Origin of the sequence: Mycolicibacillus koreensis (genome assembly GCF_002104795.1) — a bacterium.
GTDB lineage: Bacteria > Actinomycetota > Actinomycetes > Mycobacteriales > Mycobacteriaceae > Mycobacterium > Mycobacterium koreense.
On record NZ_NCXO01000002.1, the window covers coordinates 89,961 to 112,546 of the forward strand.

14 protein-coding genes, 1 tRNA gene and 1 pseudogene are annotated in these 22,586 nt (G+C 68.9%); 12 read left to right on the forward strand and 4 right to left on the reverse strand.

Annotation, left to right across the window (positions count from 1 at the left end; genetic code table 11):
- The first annotated feature begins 2 nt into the window (after window positions 1–2).
- The 5 genes from B8W67_RS01425 (at window position 3) to rplA (ending at window position 2,724) form a co-directional block, all read left to right on the forward strand.
- A tRNA-Trp gene (locus B8W67_RS01425) sits at window positions 3–75 on the forward strand.
- 79 nt (window positions 76–154) lie between these two features.
- Window positions 155–655: a preprotein translocase subunit SecE gene (secE, locus tag B8W67_RS01430; RefSeq protein WP_085301956.1), complete on the forward strand. Its 501-nt coding sequence runs from the start codon at window positions 155–157 to the stop codon at window positions 653–655.
- A 43-nt stretch (window positions 656–698) separates the two neighbouring features.
- On the forward strand, window positions 699–1,406 hold the full coding sequence (gene nusG, locus B8W67_RS01435; protein ID WP_069392834.1) for a transcription termination/antitermination protein NusG: 708 nt from the start codon (window positions 699–701) through the stop codon (window positions 1,404–1,406).
- Window positions 1,407–1,465: 59 nt separating this feature from the next.
- Entirely contained in the window at window positions 1,466–1,894 is a 429-nt protein-coding gene (gene rplK / locus B8W67_RS01440; protein WP_069392814.1) for a 50S ribosomal protein L11, read from the forward strand.
- A 122-nt stretch (window positions 1,895–2,016) separates the two neighbouring features.
- A complete protein-coding gene (rplA, locus tag B8W67_RS01445; protein ID WP_069392813.1) occupies window positions 2,017–2,724 on the forward strand; it encodes a 50S ribosomal protein L1 in 708 nt (235 codons plus the stop codon).
- A gap of 49 nt (window positions 2,725–2,773) precedes the next feature.
- On the opposite strand, the pseudogene B8W67_RS01450 reads toward rplA, so the two are convergent.
- The 4 genes and pseudogenes from B8W67_RS01450 to B8W67_RS01465 all read right to left on the reverse strand — a co-directional run.
- Window positions 2,774–3,196: pseudogene (locus B8W67_RS01450) on the reverse strand (class I SAM-dependent methyltransferase); the annotation flags it as partial.
- 141 nt (window positions 3,197–3,337) lie between these two features.
- The gene (locus B8W67_RS01455) at window positions 3,338–4,198 is read right to left on the reverse strand and encodes a cyclopropane mycolic acid synthase family methyltransferase (protein ID WP_069392812.1); all 861 of its coding nucleotides are present in this window, start codon (window positions 4,196–4,198) and stop codon (window positions 3,338–3,340) included.
- Window positions 4,199–4,325: 127 nt separating this feature from the next.
- Window positions 4,326–5,231, reverse strand: coding sequence for an alpha/beta fold hydrolase (locus B8W67_RS01460; protein WP_069392811.1), 906 nt, complete (start codon window positions 5,229–5,231; stop codon window positions 4,326–4,328).
- 2 nt (window positions 5,232–5,233) lie between these two features.
- Window positions 5,234–6,619 (reverse strand): ABC1 kinase family protein, encoded by a 1,386-nt coding sequence (locus B8W67_RS01465; protein ID WP_069392810.1) that lies wholly within the window; start codon window positions 6,617–6,619, stop codon window positions 5,234–5,236.
- 126 nt (window positions 6,620–6,745) lie between these two features.
- Between B8W67_RS01465 and B8W67_RS01470 the strand changes: the two genes are divergently transcribed.
- The 7 genes from B8W67_RS01470 (at window position 6,746) to B8W67_RS01500 (ending at window position 22,460) form a co-directional block, all read left to right on the forward strand.
- Window positions 6,746–10,948, forward strand: coding sequence for a glycoside hydrolase family 38 N-terminal domain-containing protein (locus B8W67_RS01470; RefSeq protein ID WP_085301958.1), 4,203 nt, complete (start codon window positions 6,746–6,748; stop codon window positions 10,946–10,948).
- Entirely contained in the window at window positions 10,945–11,871 is a 927-nt protein-coding gene (locus tag B8W67_RS01475) for an ROK family protein (RefSeq protein ID WP_069392808.1), read from the forward strand. The genes B8W67_RS01470 and B8W67_RS01475 overlap by 4 nt, the downstream gene beginning before the upstream one ends.
- A 255-nt stretch (window positions 11,872–12,126) precedes the next feature.
- Complete coding sequence (gene rplJ, locus B8W67_RS01480) at window positions 12,127–12,741, forward strand: 50S ribosomal protein L10 (RefSeq protein ID WP_069392807.1); 615 nt, start codon at window positions 12,127–12,129, stop codon at window positions 12,739–12,741.
- 70 nt (window positions 12,742–12,811) lie between these two features.
- Window positions 12,812–13,204 (forward strand): 50S ribosomal protein L7/L12, encoded by a 393-nt coding sequence (rplL, locus tag B8W67_RS01485; RefSeq protein WP_069392806.1) that lies wholly within the window; start codon window positions 12,812–12,814, stop codon window positions 13,202–13,204.
- 201 nt (window positions 13,205–13,405) lie between these two features.
- Window positions 13,406–14,473, forward strand: a complete 1,068-nt coding sequence (locus B8W67_RS01490) for an ABC transporter ATP-binding protein (protein WP_069392805.1) — start codon at window positions 13,406–13,408, stop codon at window positions 14,471–14,473.
- Between the two features lie 449 nt (window positions 14,474–14,922).
- Window positions 14,923–18,441 carry a DNA-directed RNA polymerase subunit beta gene (gene rpoB, locus B8W67_RS01495; protein ID WP_085301960.1) on the forward strand — a complete coding sequence of 1,173 codons (3,519 nt, stop codon included), beginning with the start codon at window positions 14,923–14,925 and terminating at the stop codon, window positions 18,439–18,441.
- 68 nt (window positions 18,442–18,509) lie between these two features.
- Window positions 18,510–22,460: a DNA-directed RNA polymerase subunit beta' gene (locus B8W67_RS01500; RefSeq protein WP_069392803.1), complete on the forward strand. Its 3,951-nt coding sequence runs from the start codon at window positions 18,510–18,512 to the stop codon at window positions 22,458–22,460.
- The last annotated feature ends 126 nt before the right edge of the window (window positions 22,461–22,586 follow it).

Below are 22,586 nucleotides of genomic sequence, written 5' to 3' on the forward strand. Positions count from 1 at the left end.
AAACGGGCGTAGCTCAACTGGCAGAGCAGCGGTCTCCAAAACCGCAGGTTGCAGGTTCAAGTCCTGTCGCCCGTGCTCAAGTGAATACGTGTAATGGTGGACACTAGGACAGTGACGCCGAGCATGACCGACGACCGAACGTAAGGAGCACGCGGTGAGCGACGAGCTCGACGGTGCCGACGCCACCGATGCCGGGGCAGCCGACGCCCAGGGCGCTGTGGTGACCCAGCCGAAGCGGCCCACCGGTAAACGGTCGCGTCAGCTCGCCAACGCTGCCGACAGTGCTGCCGCCGATCGGGACGAGGCGGTCAAGTCCAAGGACGCCAAGGGGGGCGCAGAGCCCAAAGACGCCAAAGATTCCCAAGACGCCAAAACCGGCAAGGGCGCCAAATCGGTCAAGGGCGCCAGGGGTTCCAAAGGCGCCAAAGATTCCAAAGACTCCCAGGGGCCGTCGCGCAACCCGTTCCTGTTCGTCTTCAACTACCTCAAGCAGGTGGTCAACGAACTGCGCCGGGTGATCTGGCCCAACCGCAAGCAGATGATCACCTACACCTCGGTGGTGCTGGCGTTCCTGGTGTTCATGGTCACCCTGGTGGCGCTCTCCGACTACGGTCTGGCCAAGCTGGTGATGCTGGTATTCGGGCAGAACACGTGACCGACTACCGCGACGAACCGAGCAATAGAGAGGAATGACAGCCGTGACTACCTTCGACGGCGACACACCGTCCGCTGAGGCGGTGGACGCAGCCGACACCGCAGCAGCGGTTGACGAGGTCGAAGAGGTCGACCCTGCCGTCGCGCTCAAGGCGGAACTGCGCACCAAGCCGGGCGACTGGTATGTCATCCACTCCTACGCCGGCTACGAGAACAAGGTGAAGGCCAACCTCGAGACTCGTGTGCAGAACCTCGACGTCGGTGACTACATCTTCCAGGTGGAGGTGCCCACCGAGGAGGTCACCGAGATCAAGAACGGCCAGCGCAAGCAGGTCAACCGCAAGGTGCTGCCCGGCTACATCCTGGTGCGGATGGATCTGACCGACGACTCCTGGGCGGCGGTGCGCAACACGCCCGGCGTCACCGGGTTCGTCGGCGCCACCTCCCGGCCGTCGGCGCTGTCGCTCGACGACGTCGTGAAGTTCCTGCTGCCGCGCACCCCGGCCAAGAAGGCCGCCAAGGGAGCGGCCAGCACCGCGGCCGCGGTCACCGAGTCCGGGCTGGAGCAGCCGACCATCGAGGTCGACTACGAGGTCGGCGAGTCGGTCACGGTCATGGACGGTCCGTTCGCGACCCTGCCGGCCACCATCAGCGAGGTCAACGCCGAGCAGCAGAAACTGAAGGTGCTGGTGTCGATCTTCGGTCGCGAAACCCCCGTCGAACTGACCTTCACCCAGGTCTCCAAGATTTAGAGCGATCTCGGCGCGACCTGCGCGCCGGCGATCACCGAGTGCGAGAAAGGACCCCACTCATGGCCCCGAAGAAAAAGGTCATCGGGCTGATCAAACTGCAGATCGAGGCCGGTCAGGCCAACCCCGCCCCGCCGGTCGGTCCGGCGCTGGGCCAGCACGGCGTCAACATCATGGACTTCTGCAAGGCGTACAACGCCGCGACGGAGAACCAGCGCGGCAACGTCGTGCCGGTGGAGATCACCGTCTTCGAAGACCGCAGCTTCGAGTTCGCGCTGAAGACCCCGCCCGCTGCCAAGCTGCTGTTGAAGGCGGCCGGTGTGGCCAAGGGCTCCGGGGAGCCGCATAAGGACAAGGTGGCCAAGGTCAGCTGGGACCAGCTGCGTGAGATCGCCGAGACCAAAAAGGCCGACCTCAACGCCAACGACGTCGAGGCCGGTGCGAAGATCATCGCCGGCACCGCCCGGTCGATGGGGATCACCGTCGAGTAGCGGCGTTCCCCACACCTGAACGCCCCACAACTGAACGCCCCACAACTGAATACGAACCGCGTGGGAGGGCTCGCTTCGGCCCGCCGACCACGACTCCAACACCACCGATTGGATTGTTTTCAATGAGCAAGAACAGCAAGGCATACCGCGCCGCCGCCGAGAAGGTGGACCGCGACAACCTCTACACCCCGCTGCAGGCCGCCGCGCTGGCCAAAGAGACCTCCTCGACCAAGCAGGACGCCACCGTCGAGGTGGTCATCCGGCTCGGGATCGACCCCCGCAAGGCCGACCAGATGGTGCGCGGCACCGTCAACCTGCCGCACGGCACCGGTAAGACCGCCCGCGTGGCGGTGTTCGCGGTCGGGGAGAAGGCCGAGCAGGCCACCGCCGCCGGCGCCGACATCGTCGGCGGCGACGACCTGATCGAGAAGATCCAGGGCGGTTTCCTCGACTTCGACGCGGCGATCGCCACCCCGGACCAGATGGCCAAGGTCGGTCGGATCGCCCGGGTGCTCGGCCCGCGCGGGCTGATGCCCAACCCGAAGACCGGCACCGTCACCCCCGACGTGACCAAAGCGGTCACCGACATCAAGGGCGGCAAGATCAACTTCCGCGCCGACAAGCAGGCCAACCTGCACTTCATCATCGGCAAGGCCTCCTTCGACCAGACGAAGCTGGCGGAGAACTACGGCGCCGCCCTCGATGAGATCCTGCGGCTCAAGCCGTCGGCGTCCAAGGGCCGCTACCTGAAGAAGATCGTCGTGTCGACGACCACCGGCCCGGGCATCCCGGTCGACCCGTCGATCACCCGCAACTTCACCGAGGCCTGACGTCGAAGACCCGGCGCCGGGTGCCCCGCCGTCCGCCGGGGCGCTCCGGTCACTTCTGCAGGGTGTACTGGTGCACGCTGGTGTAGCCGTCTCGGAATAGGCCCACACAGCCGGTGAGGTACTTGTAGTAACGGTCGTAGACCTGCTGGGACTGGGCGGCGATGGCCTGCTCGCGGTTGGCCTCCAGTGCCTCGGCCCACAGTTGCAGGGTCCGCACATAGTTCGGCCCGATCTCGTGCACGCGGGACACCGTGAAGCCGGCCTGCTCGGCGTGGTCCTGCACCATCGACACCGTGGGCAACCGACCCCCGGGGAAGATCTCGGTCATGATGAACTTGTTGAACCGCACCAGCGACATGGTCAGCGGCAGGCCGAGCCGCTGGGCGTCGTCCTGGGTGATCGCGGTGATCGTGTGCAGCAACATCCGCCCACCGGCGGGCAGCACCCGGTAGGCCTTCTCGAAGAACGCGGGCCGAGGAACAGCTCGAAGAAGTCGTTGGAGATGTCGTAGATCGCCTGCAGCTCGCCGTATTTGGGAGTCAGCTCGGCCATCGCCCCATGCTACTGCCGCAGCCTGGGGGCGCGGGGTGCTCGCCGACGACGAGCCGCAGCCCTACTTCTGCAGGGTGAACTGGTTGATGTCGGTGTAGCCGCCGCGGAACAAGTCGGCGCAACCGACCAGGTACTTGTCGAACCGGTCGTAGGCGACCTGGCCCTGGATCTCCAGCGCCTTCTCCTTGTTGGCGTGCAGTGCCTGGGCCCACAGCTCCAGGGTGCGCACGTAGTGCTGCTGCAGCGAGTGCACCCGGTTGACGGCGAAGCCGGCACCCTCGGCGTGCTGTTCGACCATCGCGATCGTCGGCAGCCGCCCACCCGGGAAGATCTCGTCCATGATGAACTTGGTGAACTTCGCGGTGCTGATCGTCACCGGCGGGTGCTCGCCGTCCGGGTCGGTGAAGTCGTGCACACAGATGGTGTGCAGCAGCATCCGACCGTCGGCGGGAAGCGCCTTGTAGGTGGTGTCGAAGAACGCTTCGTAGCGGTCGAACCCGAAGTGCTCGAACGCGCCGATCGAGACGATCCGGTCGACTTTCTCGTCGAACTCTTCCCAGCCCTGCAGGCGCACCTCGACGGTGCGGTCGGTCTCGATCTTGGCCAGCCGTTCCTCGGCCGCCTTCTGCTGGTTCTTGCTGATCGTCAACCCGATCACGTTGATGTCGTAGGTCTCCAGCGCCCGCTGCAGGCCGCCGCCCCAACCGCAGCCGATGTCGAGCAGCGTCATCCCCGGCTCCAGGCCGAGTTTGCCCAGCGCGAGGTCGAACTTGGCGTTCTGGGCCTCGCTGGTGGTCATGTCGTCACGCTCGAAGTACCCGCAGGTGTAGCCCATCGTCGGCCCGAGGAACAGCTCGTAGAACTCGTCGGAGATGTCGTAGATCGACTGCAGTTCCTCGTACTTTGGCTCCAATTTGGCCATGAAATTAAATCTCCCAAACCGTTCGATGGCGTGACTGTGACGTTGACCGCACTATCCGGCGGCGCGGAATAGACCAATCTCCGATCTTACCTCGCGGCGGGGGTCGCGCCCAAACTGAGCGATCCGGTCACCGGGTGAGCGCAAACGTGGCGGTCAGCTCGCCGACCACCCTGTCCCACAGCGGTTCGGGCAGGTCGTGGCCCATGCCCTCGACGAGCACCAGCCGTGAACCGTCGATCGCGCGGGCCACCGCCGCGCCCCCGGACGGGCGCATCAACTTGTCGGCCAGGCCGTGGATCACCACCGTGGGCGCATCGACCTGCCGGTCGTAGCCGAGCAGGCTGCCGGTGCCCAGGATCGCCCCGAACTGCCGGGCCACGCCCCACGGGTAGAAGCTGCGCTCGTAGCCCTCGATGGCGTCGGCGCGCAGCTGCGCCTCCGGGGTGGGGTAGCCGGGGCTGCCGATGATCCGGCTGACCCGCACCGCGTTGTCGATGATCACCTCCCGCGGGGAGTCCGGTGGCGGCCCGGTCAGCAGCGACAGCAGCGCCCGTGGCGCCGGTGGCGGCAGGAACGGCTGGTTGTTGCTGGAGAAGATCACCCCGAGGGAGGTGGTGCGCTCGGCGAAGCGGGCGGCGACGACCTGGGCGATCATCCCGCCCATCGAGGCGCCCACTATGTGGGCGCGCTCCAGCCCGAGATGGTCGAGCACCGCGGCGGCGTCGTCGGCCATGTCCTCCAGGGTGTACACCGCCGGGCTGCGCCAGCCCAGCCACGACCGCACCATCCGCACCGGCACCGGACTGGTGGTGCGACGACGGTCCAGTTTGCTGGAGAGTCCGACGTCACGGTTGTCGTAGCGGATGACCCGCAGCCCCTGGGCGACCAGGCGCTCGCAGAACCCGGTGCGCCACAGCAGCAGCTGCGCGCCGAGCCCCATGATCAGCAGCACCGCCGGGTCGGCGGGGTCGCCCATGTCCTCATAGACGATGTCGAGCTCGCCGGAGCGTGCCGTGCCGGTGCGGACCTCCATGCTCACACCTCGCCGTCGGCGGGGGGATCGATCGCGGCGATCGCCGCGGCCGGATCGTCGGTGTGTTCGCGGCTCACATCGACCATGAAGTTCGCAAAATATCCGGTCAGCTGCGGGTCGGACATCATCTGCCAGCGCGGAGCCAACAGCTTCATGTAGCGCTCCACGTAGAGGAACTGCTTGCCGATCAGCACCAGCTCGCGGGGCAGTTTCACGTCGTAGGCATCGGCCAGGGCGGAGAGCTGCTTTCCGATCTCGGCGTAGGACATGTCGCCGAGGGACGTCATCGTCAGCGGGGTGGCGAACGCCTCGAGGTCCTTGGCGGCCTGCCCTTCGGGCTTGACCGTGCCGACCGCACCCATCAACACCACGATCTTGCCGGCGGCGGCATGGTCCTTTTTGACCAGCAGCGCGTACACCAGCTCCCGCAGCAGCCAGCGGGTGCGCGGGTCGATGCGGCCCATGATGCCGAAGTCGAGGAACACCACCCGGCCGGCGTCGTCGACCAGCAGGTTGCCGGCGTGCAGGTCGCCGTGGAACAGCCCGTGGCGCAGGCCGCCCTCGAACGTCGCGAACAACAGCGCTTTGATCAGCTCCACCCCGTCGAAACCGGCCTTGCGGATCTGTGCGGCGTTGTCGATGCGGATGCCCGACACCCGCTCCATCGTCAGTACCCGCCGGCTGGTGTGATCCCAGTGCACATCGGGCACCTTGATGTTCTGCCCCAACGGGGAGGCGTGCAGGTGGGTCACCCAGGTCTGCATCGACTGCGCCTCGATGCGGAAGTCGAGCTCCTCGGCGAGGTTGTCGGCGAAGTCGGCCACCACGTCCTGGGCGGACAGCCGCCGCCCCAGCTTGGCGATCTCCACCAGTTGCGCGAACCGTTTGAGGATCTGCAGGTCGGCGGCGACGCGGCGGCGGATGCCGGGACGCTGGATCTTGACGACGACGTTCTCGCCGCTGTGCAGGGTGGCGAAGTGCACCTGGGCGATCGACGCCGAGGCGATCGGCGTGTGATCGAAACTGGCGAACAGCTCCTCCGGCGGGGCGCCGAGCTCCTCGATGAACAGCTTCTGCACCGCGGCCGGGTCGGCCGGCGGCACCGCGTCGAGCAGGCTGCGGAACTCCCGCGACAGCGGCTCCCCGAACGCCCCGGGGCTCGACGCGATGATCTGACCGAACTTGACGTAGGTGGGGCCCAGGTCGGCGAAGGTCTGCGGGATCTGCCGGATCACCTTGTGCTGCAGCGAACCGCGCCCCGGCAGGCTGGTCAACACCCGCAGCGACGTGCGGGTCAGCTGCCACCCCGTCGCGCCGATTCGGGCGGCCTCCACCGGCAGCGGTACCCGGTCCAGCGTGGCCACCTCACGATTGTTGGTGGGAGTCATCCCCGTAGTGTGCCAAATCTCCGGTGGCGGCTGGCAACTATCGTGAGCGCCCTCACCAGCGGTGTCGCCCGGTGCGCAGACCCGGAATCGCGTCGGCGGGGCGGACCGCGGCCGTACAGTGCGGTGATGCGGGTTCTCAGCGTCGAGGCGACCGAACTGTTCGTCGGCCCGGCGCAGGACCCCCAGCAACTGGTGCGGCTGACCTACACCGGCTGCGTGACCCCCACCCCGGTGCACATCGGCGGCGACGGGGTGTCCGGGCGGGCGGTGGCCGACCCGTCCCGTGAGTGCCTCGAGATCCCGGTGCGGGTGCACGGCGCGGTGCCCGGGCAGCGCCGCCACGCCCGACTGCACACCGGTGACAGCGCCGACGCCGGCTCCGACTTCACCTTCACCGTCGCCGAGCCCGGCTGGACGATGTATCTGATCGGGCACTTCCACTACGACCCGGTGTGGTGGAACACCCAGGCCAACTACACCAGCGCCTGGACCGAGGACCCGCCCGGCGCCTGCCGTCAGGACAACGGCCTCAACCTGGTCGCCGCGCACCTCGAGCTTGCCCGCCGCGACCCCGACTACCGGTTCGTGCTCGCCGAACTGGACTATCTCAAGCCGTTCTGGGACACCCACCCGCAGCACCGCGCCGAGCTGCGCCGCCTGCTCGCCGACGGCCGCGTGGAGGTGATGGGCGGCTGCTACAACGAGCCGTCGACCACCCTGACCGGAACCGAGACCACGGTGCGCACCCTCATCCACGGCATCGGCTTCCAGCGCGACGTGCTCGGCGCCGACCCCGCCACCGGCTGGCAGCTCGACGTGTTCGGCCACGACCCGCAGTACCCGGGGCTGGCCGCCGACGCGGGCCTGTCCTCCACCGCCTGGGCGCGCGGCCCGCACCACCAGTGGGGGCCGATGGCCGACGGCGGCGACCCGCGGCGCATGCAGTTCCCCAGCGAATTCGAGTGGATCGCGCCCAGCGGGCGCGGTGTGCTCACCCACTACATGCCGGCGCACTACGCCGCCGGCTGGTGGATGGACGCCGCCACCGATCTCGCCGCCGCCGAGGAGGCGGTCTATGACCTGTTCTGCGGGCTCAAGAAGGTCGCCGCCACCCGCAACGTGCTGCTGCCGGTCGGCACCGACTTCACCCCGCCGAACCGGTGGATCACCGCGATCCACCGCGACTGGGCCGCCCGCTACACCTGGCCGCGGTTCGTCTGCGCCCTGCCGCGGGACTTCTTCGCGGCGGTGCGCGCCGAGCTGGCCGCGCGCCGCGTCGAGCCCGCCCCGCAGACCCGGGACATGAACCCGATCTACACCGGGTGCGCGGTGTCCTACATCGACACCAAACAGGCCCACCGCGCCGCCGAACAGGTGGTCGGCGACGCCGAACGTTTCGCCACGTTCGCCGCCGCGCTCACCGGGATGCACTACCCGCAGGCCGCGCTGACCAAGGCGTGGACCCAGCTGGCCTACGGGGCCCACCACGACGCGATCACCGGCTCGGAATCCGACCAGGTGTACCTGGATCTGCTGACCGGGTGGCGGGACGCTTGGCAGCTGGGCACCGCCGCACGCCGTCACGCGCTGGCCGCGCTGTCGGCGGCGGTCGGCGGGGTCCGCGACGTGGTGGTGTGGAACCCGGTCGCCGAGGACCGCACCGACCTGGTCACCGTGCATCTCGGCGCGCCACTGCCGGCGGGGGTGCGGGTCCTCAACGTCGCCGGCTCGGTGGTGCCCGCCCACGTCGACGACAACGGGCACACCGTGACCTGGCGTGCCGACCAGATGCCGTCGCTGGGCTGGCAGAGCTATCGGCTGGTGCCCGCCGAGACCGTCACTGGCTGGACGCCGATCGCCGGCACCGGCATCACCAACGGCCGTCACCACATCGCGGTGGACCCGGATCGCGGGGGCGGGGTGGCCTCGTGGCGCCGCGACGGCCGGGAGCTGATCGCCGACGGCGCCGTCGGCAACGAACTGGCGCTCTACGAGGAGTATCCGGCGCATCCGCGCTCCGGGGAGGGGCCGTGGCACCTGGTGCCCAGCGGCCGGGTCGACGGCTCGGCGGACTGCCCGGCCGAGCGGGTGCAGGCCTACCGCGGACCGCTGGGGGAGCGGCTGGTGGTGCACGGCCGGCTGGCCGGGCGGTTCGGGCCGCGGCTGGCCTACACCCAGACCCTGACCGTCTGGCACGGCATCGACCGGGTCGACTGCACCACCCGCGTCGAGGGGTTCACCGGCTCCGACGAGCTGCTGCGGCTGCGGTGGCCGTGCCCGGTCCCCGGGGCCGCCCTGCCGGTCGCCGAGGTCGGCGACGCGGTGATCGGCCGGGGTTTCGCCCTGCTGCACACCGCCGACGGGCGCTCGGTGGACACCGCCCGCCAGCCGTGGACGCTGGACACCGCCGCGCACCGGTGGTTCGCGTTGTCGAGCACCGCGCGGGTGCGCATCGGCGCGGTCGTGCGCGCGATCGGTGTGGCCGAGGTGGTGCTCTCCGCCGGGTCCGGCATCGAGGCCCGCCGGCTGATGACGGCGCTGGCCGGTGCCGGGGTGACCGCCACCTGCGGGCACGCCGACCGGCCGCGCTACGGCGACCTGAGCGTCGACTCCAACCTGCCGGATGTGCGCCTGGCGATCGGCGGTCCGCAGCGCAACACCTTCACCCGGGCGGTGCTGGCCGCCGCCGACCCGGCCTACACCGCCGAACTGAACCGCCAGCTCGAGGCGCGCGGGCACGCCCGGGTGTGGGTGCCGGCGGCCACCCCGCTGACCGCGGTGTGGACCGCCGAGGACGGCCCGGTGGATCTGCGCGCGCCGCGGGCGCTGCCGGTGCTCATCGTCGCCGGCGGGCAGGCCGCCGTCGACGCGCTCGTCGACGACCTCGTCGACGCCGAGATCGCCGTCGCCCAGCACCCCCCGCCCGGTGCCGCCGAACCCGAACCGTTCGAGGACCGCACAATCGCGCTGCTCAACCGCGGGACCCCCGGTATGGCCGTCGACACCGCCGGCACCCTGCACACCGCGCTGCTGCGCTCCTGCACCGGATGGCCGTCGGGAGCCTGGACCGACGGGCCGCGCCGCACCGCACCCGACGGCAGCCCCTTCCAGTCGATGCACTGGACGCACACCTTCGACTACGCGCTGGTCGCCGCCGACGGGGATTGGCGCGCCGCCGGCATCGCCGGACACGCCGCGCGGTTCGCCGCCGAATTGCAGGCGGTGCTGCCACCGGCGGCGGACACCGCGGGGGCCTTGCCCCCCACCGGGGCGCTGCTGCGCGCCGACACCGACGGGGCGGTGCGCGTCGGCGCGGTCAAGCCGACCGGCAACCCGCTGGCGCACGGCAGCGCCCGCCCCGTCGACCCGGCCGCGGTCACCGTGCGGCTCACCGAGACCCACGGCCGGCCCGCCGAGGTGGACCTGCGGACCGGACCCGGCCGCCTCGACGTGCTCGGCCGCGCCGATCTGCTCGAACAGCCCCGCGCCCACGACACCCCGCGGCGACTGCACGGCTACGAGACCGCCACCGTGCTCACCCGCCTGCACGTCGACCCGATCCCCACCAGACCAAGCCCGCCGGATCCGCGGCTGGACACCGAGGCCGCCCAGCCGCTGTTCGCCCGCTACTGGCTGCACAACCGGGGGCCGGCCCCGCTCGGTGGGCTGCCCGCGGTGGCGCACCTGCACCCCCCGGCCGCGCAGACGGGCCCCGGCGAGCGGCTGGGGCTGCGGCTCACCGCGGCCAGCGACTGCACCGACACCGCCCTCACCGCCGAACTCACCGTCACCGGCGCACCCGGCTGGGCGACGGCGCCGGTACGCACCGTGTCGCTGGCCCCCGGCGCCCACACCGACACCGAGGTGGTGGTCGACGTGCCCGCCCACGCCGAGGCCGGCCTGTATCCGGTCACCGCGCGGCTGCGGCTCACCGACCCCGGCCTGCCCGCCGCCTGGGGGCAGCCCGTCGAGGACGTGTGCGTGGTCACCGTCGGCGACCCGGCCGCCGCGCGGCTGCTGTACCTGGTCGACGAGCCCGCCGAGGTCGATCTCAGCGCCGGGGACCGGGCCACGCTGTCGGTCACCGTCGGCACCGACGCCCGCGCCGACCTGGCGGTCGAGGCGCACCTGATCAGCCCGTGGGGCACCTGGGAATGGACCGGTCCGCCGTGTCGCGGCGCCACCGTGCCCGCCGGCGGGACCGCCACGCTGCGGTTCGCCGTGGCGCCGCCGCCCTGGGTGAGCCCGGGGCAGTGGTGGGCGCTGATCCGGGTCGGCGCCGCCGGGCAGCTGCTCTACAGCCCGGCGGTGCGGCTGGTGGTGCGGTGAGCGCGCCGGCCCCCGCCGATCTGGCCGTCGACATCGGCGGCACCACCATCGCCGTCGGCCTCGTCGACGCGGCCGGCACCCTGGTGCACACCGCGGTGCGCCCCACCCCCCACGGTGACGCCGAAACGGTGTGGGCCCAGGTCGCGGCCCTGATCGCCGAGACGGTGCGCACCGCCGGCGGGCGGGTGCGCGCCGCCGGGGTGGTCTCGGCCGGCCCGATCGAGCGGGACGCCGGCACCGTCAGCCCGATCAACATCGCCGCGTGGCGCTCCTTCCCGCTGCGCGCGAGGGTGCAGGCGGCGCTGCCCGGGGTGGCGGTGCACCTCGGCGGGGACGGCACGGCCATGGCGCTCGGCGAATCCTGGCGCGGGGCCGGTCGAGGGGTCCCCAGCATGCTGGGCATGGTGGTCTCCACCGGGGTCGGCGGCGGACTGATCCTCGACGGCGCGCCCTACCCGGGGCGCACCGGCAACGCCGGGCACGTCGGGCATGTGGTGGTCGATCCCGCCGGGGCGCCGTGCCACTGCGGCGGGCGAGGCTGCGTGGAGACCGTCGCCGCGGCGCCGGCGCTGGTCGGCTGGGCCCGCAGCAACGGCTGGACCGGCAGCGACGCCAAAACGCTGGCCGCCGCGGCCGCCGCCGGCGACCCGGTGGCGACCGCGGCGTTCGCCCGCGGCGCCGCGGCGCTGGCGGCGATGATCGCCTCGGTCGCCGCGACCTGCGATCTGGATCTCGTCGTGGTCGGCGGCGGCGTCTCCCGCGCCGGCGCGGTGCTGTTCGACCCCCTGCGCGCCGCGCTGGCCGACCACACCGGGCTGGCGTTCCTGCGCGGGCTGCGGGTGGTTCCCGCCGCGCTCGGCGCCGACGCCGGGCTGGTCGGGGCGGCCGCGCTGACCCGGCCGCACGGACCGCGTTTTGGCTGACCGGCGCCCGCCACGCTAAGGTGGTCGGCGTTCCACCACAGATCCACCGAAGACCGTCGGTCACCGAGCAATCGGTTGAAGGTCCGGGAAAACCCGGCGACCTGCGCAGGAGGACGAGGCACCACGATCGGGCGCTCCGATCGCTGTTCACGCCCCGACCGCATCCTGCGTCGGGGCGTTCGCGTTTTCTCGGGGCTTCTGCGCTGATCGCCCGCGGCGACCGACCCGCCACCATACGACCCTCAGGAGGTACGCATGGCGAGGGCTGACAAAGCCGCCGCGGTTGCGGACATCGCCGAGCAGTTCAAGGCATCGACTGCCACCGTCATCACCGAATACCGGGGCCTGACGGTGGGCAACCTGGCCGAGTTGCGCCGCTCCCTGAGCGGTTCGGCAACCTACTCGGTGGCCAAGAACACGCTGGTCAAGCGTGCCGCTGCGAAGGCCGGCATCGAAGGTCTCGACGATCTGTTCGTCGGTCCCACGGCGATCGCGTTCATCGACGGTGAACCCGTCGACGCCGCGAAGGCCATCAAGAACTTCGCCAAGGACCACAAGGCGCTGGTCATCAAGGGCGGCTACATGGACGGCCGCCCGCTCAGCGTCGCCGAGGTGGAGCAGATCGCCAGCCTGGAGTCCCGCGAGGTGCTGCTGTCGATGCTGGCCGGCGCGATGAAGGCCAACCTGTCCAAGGCGGCCGGGTTGTTCAGCGCCCCCGCCTCCCAGGTGGCGCGGCTGGCCGCGGCACTGCAGGACAAAAAGCCGGCCGACGCGGCGGACACCGCCGCCGCCCCTGAAACCGGTGACGCCCCCGAGACCGCCGAGGCCCCGGCCGACGCTGCCGAGGAAACCCCGGAGAGCGCCGAGTAGCACCGGCGCGCACCACAACTACACACCCCACCCCGAAACCCACCCTGGTAACTAGGAAAGGACCCACACCATGGCCAAGATGTCCACCGACGAACTGCTCGACGTCTTTAAGGAAATGACCCTGTTGGAGCTGTCGGACTTCGTGAAGAAGTTCGAGGAGACCTTCGACGTCACCGCGGCCGCCCCGGTCGCCGTGGCCGCCGCCCCCGGGGCCGCCCCGGCCGGTGCCGCCGAGGCCGCCGAGGAGCAGTCGGAGTTCGACGTCATCCTCGAGGCCGCCGGCGACAAGAAGATCGGCGTCATCAAGGTGGTGCGCGAGGTCGTCTCCGGTCTGGGCCTCAAAGAGGCCAAGGACCTGGTCGACAGCGCACCGAAGCCGCTGCTCGAAGGTGTCGCCAAGGAGGCCGCCGAGGAGGCGAAGACCAAGCTCGAGGCTGCCGGGGCCACCGTCACCCTCAAGTAGTCGACCGTTCGCAGAACCCCCGGGATACGCGGTATCCCGGGGGTTCTGCGCATCAGGAGACGGGCGTTGTCGTAGTGTGCTGCGACAGGCAAATTTCGGTGGGCGCGCACAAACGTGATGCAGCGCCCGCCCGTGAGTTACAGTGACGGGTGCCACAGGGGTAACGCAGGTGGCCACAAGCGTAAAGCGGAAGGATGTCGCGTGGGCGTAGCAATCGAGGTCGAGGGGCTGACCAAGTCTTTCGGCTCGTCGCGAATCTGGGAGAACGTCACGATGACCATCCCGGCGGGCGAGGTCAGCGTTCTGCTGGGCCCGTCGGGTACCGGTAAATCGGTGTTCCTCAAGTCGCTGATCGGTCTGCTGCGTCCCGAGCGCGGCTCGATCAAGATCGAGGGCACCGACATCATCCAGTGCTCGGCCAAGGAGCTCTACGAGATCCGCACGCTGTTCGGGGTGCTGTTCCAGGACGGCGCGCTGTTCGGGTCGATGAACCTCTTCGACAACACGGCGTTCCCGCTGCGTGAGCACACCAAGAAGAAGGAGAGCGAGATCCGTGACATCGTCATGGACAAGCTCACCCTCGTCGGGCTCGGCGGCGACGAGCTGAAGTTCCCCGGGGAGATCTCCGGTGGTATGCGCAAACGTGCCGGGCTGGCCCGCGCGCTGGTGCTCGACCCGCAGATCATCCTCTGCGACGAGCCGGACTCCGGTCTGGACCCGGTGCGCACCGCCTACCTGAGCCAGTTGCTCATCGACATCAACGCCCAGATCGACGCCACGATCCTCATCGTGACCCACAACATCAACATCGCGCGCACCGTGCCGGACAACATGGGCATGCTGTTCCGCAAGGAGCTGGTCATGTTCGGCCCCCGCGAGGTGCTGCTGACCAGCGACGAGCCGGTGGTCAAGCAGTTCCTCAACGGTCGCCGGATCGGCCCGATCGGGATGTCGGAGGAGAAGGACGAGTCGACGATGGCCGAGGAGCAGGCCATGCTCGACGCCGGCCAGCACCACGGCGGTGTCGAGGAGATCGAGGGCGTGCCGCCGCAGCTGTCCGCCTCGCCGGGGATGCCCGACCGCCAGGCGGTGCACCGGCGCCAGGATCGGGTGCGCTCGATCATGCACACGCTGCCGCAGGCCGCTCAGGACGCGATCCGCGAGTCGCTGGAGGACACCCGCTCCTACCAGCCCAACGAGCTCGGCACCGACGTCATCGAGTACCCCGATGAGGCGCCGACCGCGGTGATCCCCCCGCAGCAGGGCTGACCACCGCGCGTCGTTCACGAAACCCGGCAGTGAGGAAACTCACCTGCCGGGTTTCGTGTATCCGGCGGGCGACCGGTGCGGCGGCCCCCCGCCGCCGCGGCAGATCGGTCCGCGGAAATGCTTGACGGAAGGCCGTAAACAGGTCAATCTGTTGGTCAACATGTCGTTGCCGGAAGTGGTTGGGACGAATCGGGCGGTAGCCAGCGCCCGACGGTCCGCGGAGTCGCCGAGGCATCGCGGTTGAGGAATGCCGGGCGCTGCGCTATCGTGTGAGGTTGCGCTGGCTGCCCCCTGCCCACCTCACGCCCATCAGACATCGTGGCCCTAGCCTGAGCTCGCTCCACGCTCAGTGACTCGGCCGTGTGGGTGAGACCCGGACAGGCCGTCTGCCAGCCGAACCGACGCAGATATCGCGGCGAACGGGTCGGTCGACCCGCCGGTCGCATGAGGTGCTGGAAGGACGCATCTTGGCAGTCTCCCGCCAGAGCAAGACGAACCCCTCAACCCCACGCAACGGCTCCGTGCCCGGCGCGCCCAACCGGGTCTCCTTCGCGAAGCTGCGCGAGCCGCTCGAAGTTCCCGGTCTGCTCGACGTGCAGATCGACTCGTTCCAGTGGCTCATCGGTGCCGACGAGTGGCGGCAGAAAGCGATCGACCGCGGCGAGATCGACCCGAAGGGCGGCCTCGAGGACGTGCTCTACGAGCTGTCGCCGATCGAGGACTTCTCCGGCACGATGTCGCTGTCGTTCTCCGATCCGCGTTTCGATGACGTCAAGGCGCCCGAGGAGGAGTGCCGCGACAAGGACATGACCTTCGCGGCCCCGCTGTTCGTCACCGCCGAGTTCATCAACAACAACACCGGTGAGATCAAGAGCCAGACGGTGTTCATGGGTGACTTCCCGATCATGACCGAGAAGGGCACCTTCATCATCAACGGCACCGAGCGTGTCGTGGTGAGCCAGCTGGTCCGCTCGCCGGGGGTGTACTTCGACGAGAGCATCGACAAGTCCACCGAGAAGACGTTGCACTCGGTGAAGGTGATCCCCAGCCGGGGCGCCTGGCTGGAGTTCGACATCGACAAGCGCGACACCGTCGGTGTGCGCATCGACCGCAAGCGCCGTCAGCCGGTCACCGTGCTGCTCAAGGCGCTCGGCTGGACCAACGAGCAGATCCGGGAACGCTTCGGGTTCTCCGAGATCATGATGTCGACGCTGGAGAAGGACAACACCGCCGGCCCCGACGAGGCGCTGCTGGACATCTACCGCAAGCTGCGCCCGGGCGAACCGCCCACCAAGGAGTCGGCGCAGACCCTGCTGGAGAACCTGTTCTTCAAGGACAAGCGTTACGACCTGGCCCGGGTGGGGCGCTACAAAATCAACAAGAAGCTCGGCCTGGGTGACGGGTCCACCCCGATCACCTCGACCACGCTGACCGAAGAGGACGTCGTCGCCACCATCGAGTACCTGGTGCGGCTGCACGACGGCCAGACCGAGATGACGGTGCCCGGCGGGGTCGAGGTCCCGGTGGAGACCGACGACATCGACCACTTCGGTAACCGGCGCCTGCGCACCGTCGGCGAGCTGATCCAGAACCAGATCCGGGTCGGGCTGTCCCGGATGGAGCGCGTGGTCCGCGAGCGGATGACCACCCAGGACGTCGAGGCGATCACGCCGCAGACCCTGATCAACATCCGCCCGGTGGTCGCCGCGATCAAGGAGTTCTTCGGCACCAGCCAGCTGTCGCAGTTCATGGACCAGAACAACCCGCTGTCGGGGTTGACCCACAAGCGCCGTCTGTCGGCGCTGGGGCCCGGTGGTCTGTCGCGGGAGCGGGCCGGGCTGGAGGTCCGCGACGTGCACCCGAGCCACTACGGCCGGATGTGCCCGATCGAGACCCCGGAAGGCCCCAACATCGGTCTGATCGGGTCGCTGTCGGTGTACGCGCGGGTGAACCCGTTCGGGTTCATCGAGACGCCGTACCGGCGCGTCACCGACGGGGTGGTCACCGACGTGATCGACTACCTCACCGCCGATGAGGAAGACCGCTACGTGGTGGCGCAGGCCAACTCCCCGCTCGACGAGCAGGGCCGGTTCAGCGAGCCGCGTGTGCTGGTGCGCCGCAAGGGCGGCGAGGTCGAGTACGTGTCCTCCGCGGAGGTGGAGTACATGGACGTCTCGCCGCGCCAGATGGTCTCGGTGGCCACCGCGATGATCCCGTTCCTCGAGCACGACGACGCCAACCGTGCCCTGATGGGCGCGAACATGCAGCGTCAGGCGGTCCCGCTGGTGCGCAGCGAGGCCCCGCTGGTCGGCACCGGCATGGAGTTGCGTGCCGCCATCGACGCCGGTGACGTCGTCGTCGCCGAGAAGGCCGGGGTGATCGAGGAGGTCTCCGCCGACTACATCACGGTGATGGCCGACGACGGCACCCGCAGGACCTACCGGATGCGCAAGTTCAACCGGTCCAACCACGGCACCTGCGCCAACCAGCGTCCGATCGTCGACGCCGGGCAGCGGGTGGAGGCCGGCCAGGTCGTCGCCGACGGTCCCTGCACCGAAGACGGCGAGATGGCGCTCGGGAAGAACCTTCTCGTGGCGGTCATGCCGTGGGAGGGGCACAACTACGAAGACGCCATCATCTTGTCCAACCGGCTCGTCGAAGATGACGTGCTCACCTCGATCCACATCGAGGAGCACGAGATCGACGCCCGCGACACCAAGTTGGGCGCCGAGGAGATCACCCGCGACATCCCCAACATCTCCGACGAGGTGCTCGCTGACCTCGACGAGCGCGGCATCGTGCGCATCGGTGCGGAGGTCCGCGACGGCGACATCCTGGTCGGCAAGGTCACCCCGAAGGGGGAGACCGAGCTGACCCCCGAGGAGCGGTTGCTGCGCGCGATCTTCGGGGAGAAGGCCCGCGAGGTCCGCGACACCTCCCTGAAGGTGCCGCACGGGGAATCCGGCAAGGTCATCGGAATCCGGGTGTTCTCCCGCGAGGACGACGACGAGCTGCCGGCCGGGGTCAACGAGCTGGTCCGGGTCTACGTCGCGCAGAAGCGCAAGATCTCCGACGGTGACAAGCTGGCCGGCCGGCACGGCAACAAGGGTGTGATCGGCAAGATCCTGGCGCAGGAGGACATGCCGTTCCTGCCCGACGGAACCCCGGTCGACATCATCTTGAACACCCACGGTGTGCCGCGACGGATGAACATCGGCCAGATCCTGGAGACCCACCTGGGGTGGATCGCCAAGACCGGCTGGAACGTCGACGTCGCCGCCGGCACCCCGGAGTGGGCGACCACACTGCCGGAGGAACTGCTGGAGTCCGGGCCCGACACCAAGACCGCGACCCCGGTCTTCGACGGCGCCCAGGAGGAGGAGCTGCAGGGCCTGCTCGCCTCCACGCTGCCCGACCGCGACGGCAACGTCCAGGTCAACAGCGACGGCAAGGCGGTGCTGTTCGACGGCCGGTCCGGGGAGCCGTTCCCGTACCCGGTGACCGTCGGCTACATGTACATCATGAAGCTGCACCACCTGGTGGACGACAAGATCCACGCCCGCTCCACCGGGCCGTACTCGATGATCACCCAGCAGCCGCTGGGCGGTAAGGCGCAGTTCGGTGGTCAGCGCTTCGGTGAGATGGAGTGCTGGGCGATGCAGGCCTACGGTGCGGCCTACACGCTGCAGGAACTGTTGACGATCAAATCCGACGACACCGTCGGGCGGGTCAAGGTCTACGAGGCGATCGTCAAGGGCGAGAACATCCCCGAGCCGGGGATTCCCGAGTCGTTCAAGGTGCTGCTCAAAGAGCTGCAGTCGCTGTGCCTCAACGTCGAGGTGCTGTCGTCTGACGGTGCGGCCATCGAGTTGCGCGAAGGCGAGGACGACGACCTGGAGCGCGCCGCGGCGAACCTCGGGATCAACCTGTCGCGCAACGAGTCCGCGTCCGTCGAGGACTTGGCCTAGTTATCGCCGCTATCGACTAGCCATCAGCTTTATTCGTTACCAAAACCCGCAAGGGGAAAGGGAGTTACGTGCTCGACGTCAACTTCTTCGATGAACTCCGAATCGGTCTGGCCACCGCCGAGGACATTCGGCAATGGTCCTACGGCGAGGTGAAGAAGCCGGAGACCATCAACTACCGCACCCTCAAGCCGGAGAAGGACGGCCTGTTCTGCGAGAAGATCTTCGGACCGACTCGCGACTGGGAGTGCTACTGCGGCAAGTACAAGCGGGTCCGCTTCAAGGGCATCATCTGTGAGCGCTGCGGCGTGGAGGTCACCCGCGCCAAGGTGCGCCGTGAGCGCATGGGCCACATCGAGTTGGCCGCCCCGGTCACCCACATCTGGTACTTCAAGGGTGTGCCGAGCCGGCTCGGTTACCTGCTGGACCTGGCGCCGAAGGATCTGGAAAAGATCATCTACTTCGCCGCCTACGTGATCACCGCGGTCGACGACGAGATGCGGCACAACGAGCTGTCGACCCTCGAAGCCGAGATGGGCGTGGAGCGCAAGGCCGTCGAGGACCAGCGTGACGCCGACCTGGAGGCCCGGGCGCAGAAGCTCGAAGCCGACCTCGCCGAGCTGGAGGCCGAGGGAGCCAAGGCCGACGCGCGGCGCAAGGTGCGTGACGGCGGTGAGCGCGAGATGCGTCAGCTGCGTGACCGTGCCCAGCGCGAACTGGACCGGCTCGAGGAGATCTGGACCACGTTCACCAAGCTGGCCCCCAAGCAGCTCATCATCGACGAGAGCATCTACCGCGAGCTCGTCGACCGCTATGGCGAGTACTTCACCGGCGCGATGGGCGCGGAGTCGATCCAGAAGCTGATCGAGAACTTCGACATCGACGCCGAGGCGGAGTCGCTGCGCGACGTCATCAAAAACGGCAAGGGCCAGAAGAAGCTGCGGGCGCTCAAGCGTCTCAAAGTGGTTGCGGCGTTCCAGCAGTCGGGCAACTCGCCGATGGGCATGGTGCTCGACGCGGTTCCGGTGATCCCGCCGGAGCTGCGCCCCATGGTGCAGCTCGACGGTGGCCGGTTCGCCACCTCCGACCTCAACGACCTGTACCGCCGGGTGATCAACCGCAACAACCGGCTCAAGCGTCTGATGGACCTCGGCGCGCCCGAGATCATCGTCAACAACGAGAAGCGGATGCTGCAGGAGTCCGTCGACGCCTTGTTCGACAACGGTCGTCGCGGCCGGCCGGTCACCGGCCCGGGCAACCGCCCGCTGAAGTCGCTCTCCGATCTGCTCAAGGGCAAGCAGGGACGCTTCCGTCAGAACCTGCTCGGTAAGCGTGTCGACTACTCGGGCCGCTCGGTCATCGTCGTCGGCCCGCAGCTCAAGCTGCACCAGTGCGGTCTGCCGAAGCTGATGGCACTCGAGCTGTTCAAGCCGTTCGTGATGAAGCGGCTGGTCGACCTCAACCACGCGCAGAACATCAAGAGCGCCAAGCGGATGGTGGAGCGCCAGCGCCCCCAGGTGTGGGACGTCCTCGAAGAGGTCATCGCCGAGCACCCGGTGCTGCTCAACCGTGCGCCCACCCTGCACCGTCTGGGTATCCAGGCCTTCGAGCCGCAGCTGGTGGAGGGCAAGGCGATTCAGCTGCACCCGCTGGTGTGTGAGGCGTTCAACGCCGACTTCGACGGTGACCAGATGGCGGTGCACCTGCCGCTGTCGGCCGAGGCGCAGGCCGAGGCCCGCATCCTGATGTTGTCGAGCAACAACATCCTGTCGCCGGCGTCGGGCCGGCCGCTGGCCATGCCGCGTCTGGACATGGTGACCGGGTTGTATTACCTGACCACCGAGATCGAGGGTGAGACCGGCGAATACACCCCGGCGGCCAAGGACGCCCCGGAATCCGGTGTGTACTCCTCGCCGGCCGAGGCGATCATGGCCGCCGACCGCGGCGCGCTGTCGGTGCGGGCCACGATCAAGGTGCGCCTGACCGACCAGCGTCCGCCGGTCGAGGTGGAGACCGAGCTCTTCGGTGAGAACGGGTGGCGCCCCGGCGACGCCTGGACCACCGAGACCACGCTGGGGCGGGTGCTGTTCAACGAGCTGCTGCCGGTCGGGTACCCGTTCGTCAACAAGCAGATGCACAAAAAGGTGCAGGCCGCGATCATCAACGATCTCGCCGAGCGCTACCCGATGATCGTCGTCGCCCAGACCGTCGACAAGCTCAAAGACGCCGGGTTCTACTGGGCCACCCGCAGTGGTGTCACCGTCTCCATGGCCGACGTGCTCGTGCCGCCGCGCAAGAAGGAGATCCTCGACGCCTACGAGGAGCGGGCCGACAAGGTCGAAAAGCAGTTCCAGCGTGGGGCGCTCAACCGCGACGAGCGCACCGAGGCGCTGGTGGAGATCTGGAAGGAAGCGACCGAGGAGGTCGGTAACGCGCTGCGGGAGCACTACCCGAGCGACAACCCGATCATCACGATCGTGGAGTCCGGCGCCACCGGTAACTTCACCCAGACCCGCACCCTGGCCGGGATGAAGGGTCTGGTGACCAACCCCAAGGGTGAGTTCATCCCGCGTCCGATCAAGTCCAGCTTCCGCGAGGGCCTGACCGTGCTGGAGTACTTCATCAACACCCACGGTGCCCGTAAGGGTCTGGCCGACACCGCGCTGCGCACCGCCGACTCCGGTTACCTGACCCGTCGTCTGGTCGACGTGTCGCAGGACGTGATCGTGCGCGAGCACGACTGTGGCACCGAGCGCGGCATCACCGTCGAGCTCGCCGAGCGCCAGCCCGACGGCACGCTGATCCGGGACCCGTTCATCGAGACCTCGGCGTACGCACGGACATTGGCCGTCGACGCCGTCGACGACAGCGGCACCGTCATCGTCGAGGCCGGCCACGACCTCGGCGACCCGGCGATCGAGGCGGCGCTGGCCGCCGGCATCACCGCGGTGAAGGTGCGTTCGGTGCTGACCTGCGCCACCGGCACCGGGGTGTGCGCGCTGTGCTACGGCCGCTCGATGGCCACCGGCAAGCTGGTCGACATCGGCGAGGCCGTCGGCATCGTCGCCGCCCAGTCCATCGGTGAGCCGGGCACGCAGCTGACCATGCGCACCTTCCACCAGGGTGGTGTCGGTGAGGACATCACCGGTGGTCTGCCGCGCGTGCAGGAGCTGTTCGAGGCCCGGGTGCCGCGCGGCAAGGCGCCGATCGCCGACGTCGCCGGGCGCATCCGCCTGGAGGAGGATGAGCGGTTCTACAAGATCACGATCATCCCCGACGACGGCGGTGAGGAGCTGGTCTACGACAAGCTGTCCAAGCGTCAGCGGCTGAAGGTCTACAAGCACGATGACGGTTCCGAGCGGCTCCTGGCCGACGGCGACCACGTCGATGTGGGTCAGCAGCTGCTGGAGGGCTCCGCCGACCCGCACGAGGTGCTGCGCGTGCAGGGCCCGCGGGAGGTGCAGGTCCACCTGGTCAAGGAGGTCCAGGAGGTCTACCGCGCCCAGGGTGTGTCGATCCACGACAAGCACATCGAGGTGATCGTGCGCCAGATGCTGCGTCGGGTGACGATCATCGACTCCGGTTCCACCGAGTTCCTGCCCGGGTCGCTGACCGAGCGGGCGGAGTTCGAGGCCGAGAACCGTCGGGTGATGGCCGAGGGTGGGGAGCCCGCCGCCGGTCGTCCGGTGCTGATGGGGATCACCAAGGCGAGCCTCGCCACCGACTCGTGGCTGTCCGCGGCATCGTTCCAGGAGACCACCCGGGTGCTCACCGACGCGGCGATCAACTGCCGCAGCGACCGCCTCGAGGGCCTGAAGGAGAACGTGATCATCGGGAAGCTGATCCCGGCCGGGACCGGAATCAGCCGCTACCGCGACATCCAGGTGCAGCCCACCGAGGAGGCTCGGGCCGCTGCGTACACGATCCCGTCGTACGAAGATCAGTACTACAGCCCGGACTTCGGCACCGCCACCGGTGCCGCCGTGCCCCTGGACGACTACGGCTACTCCGACTACCGGTAAGGGCGCCTGCCTGCGCTTCGAAGGCGCCCCCGAGTCGCCCTTGGAGTCACCCTCGAGTCACCCTCGGCGCCGAACGTGAAGCTGGTTTCACGTTAGGCGCCGAGGGTGAACTTATCTTCACGTTCG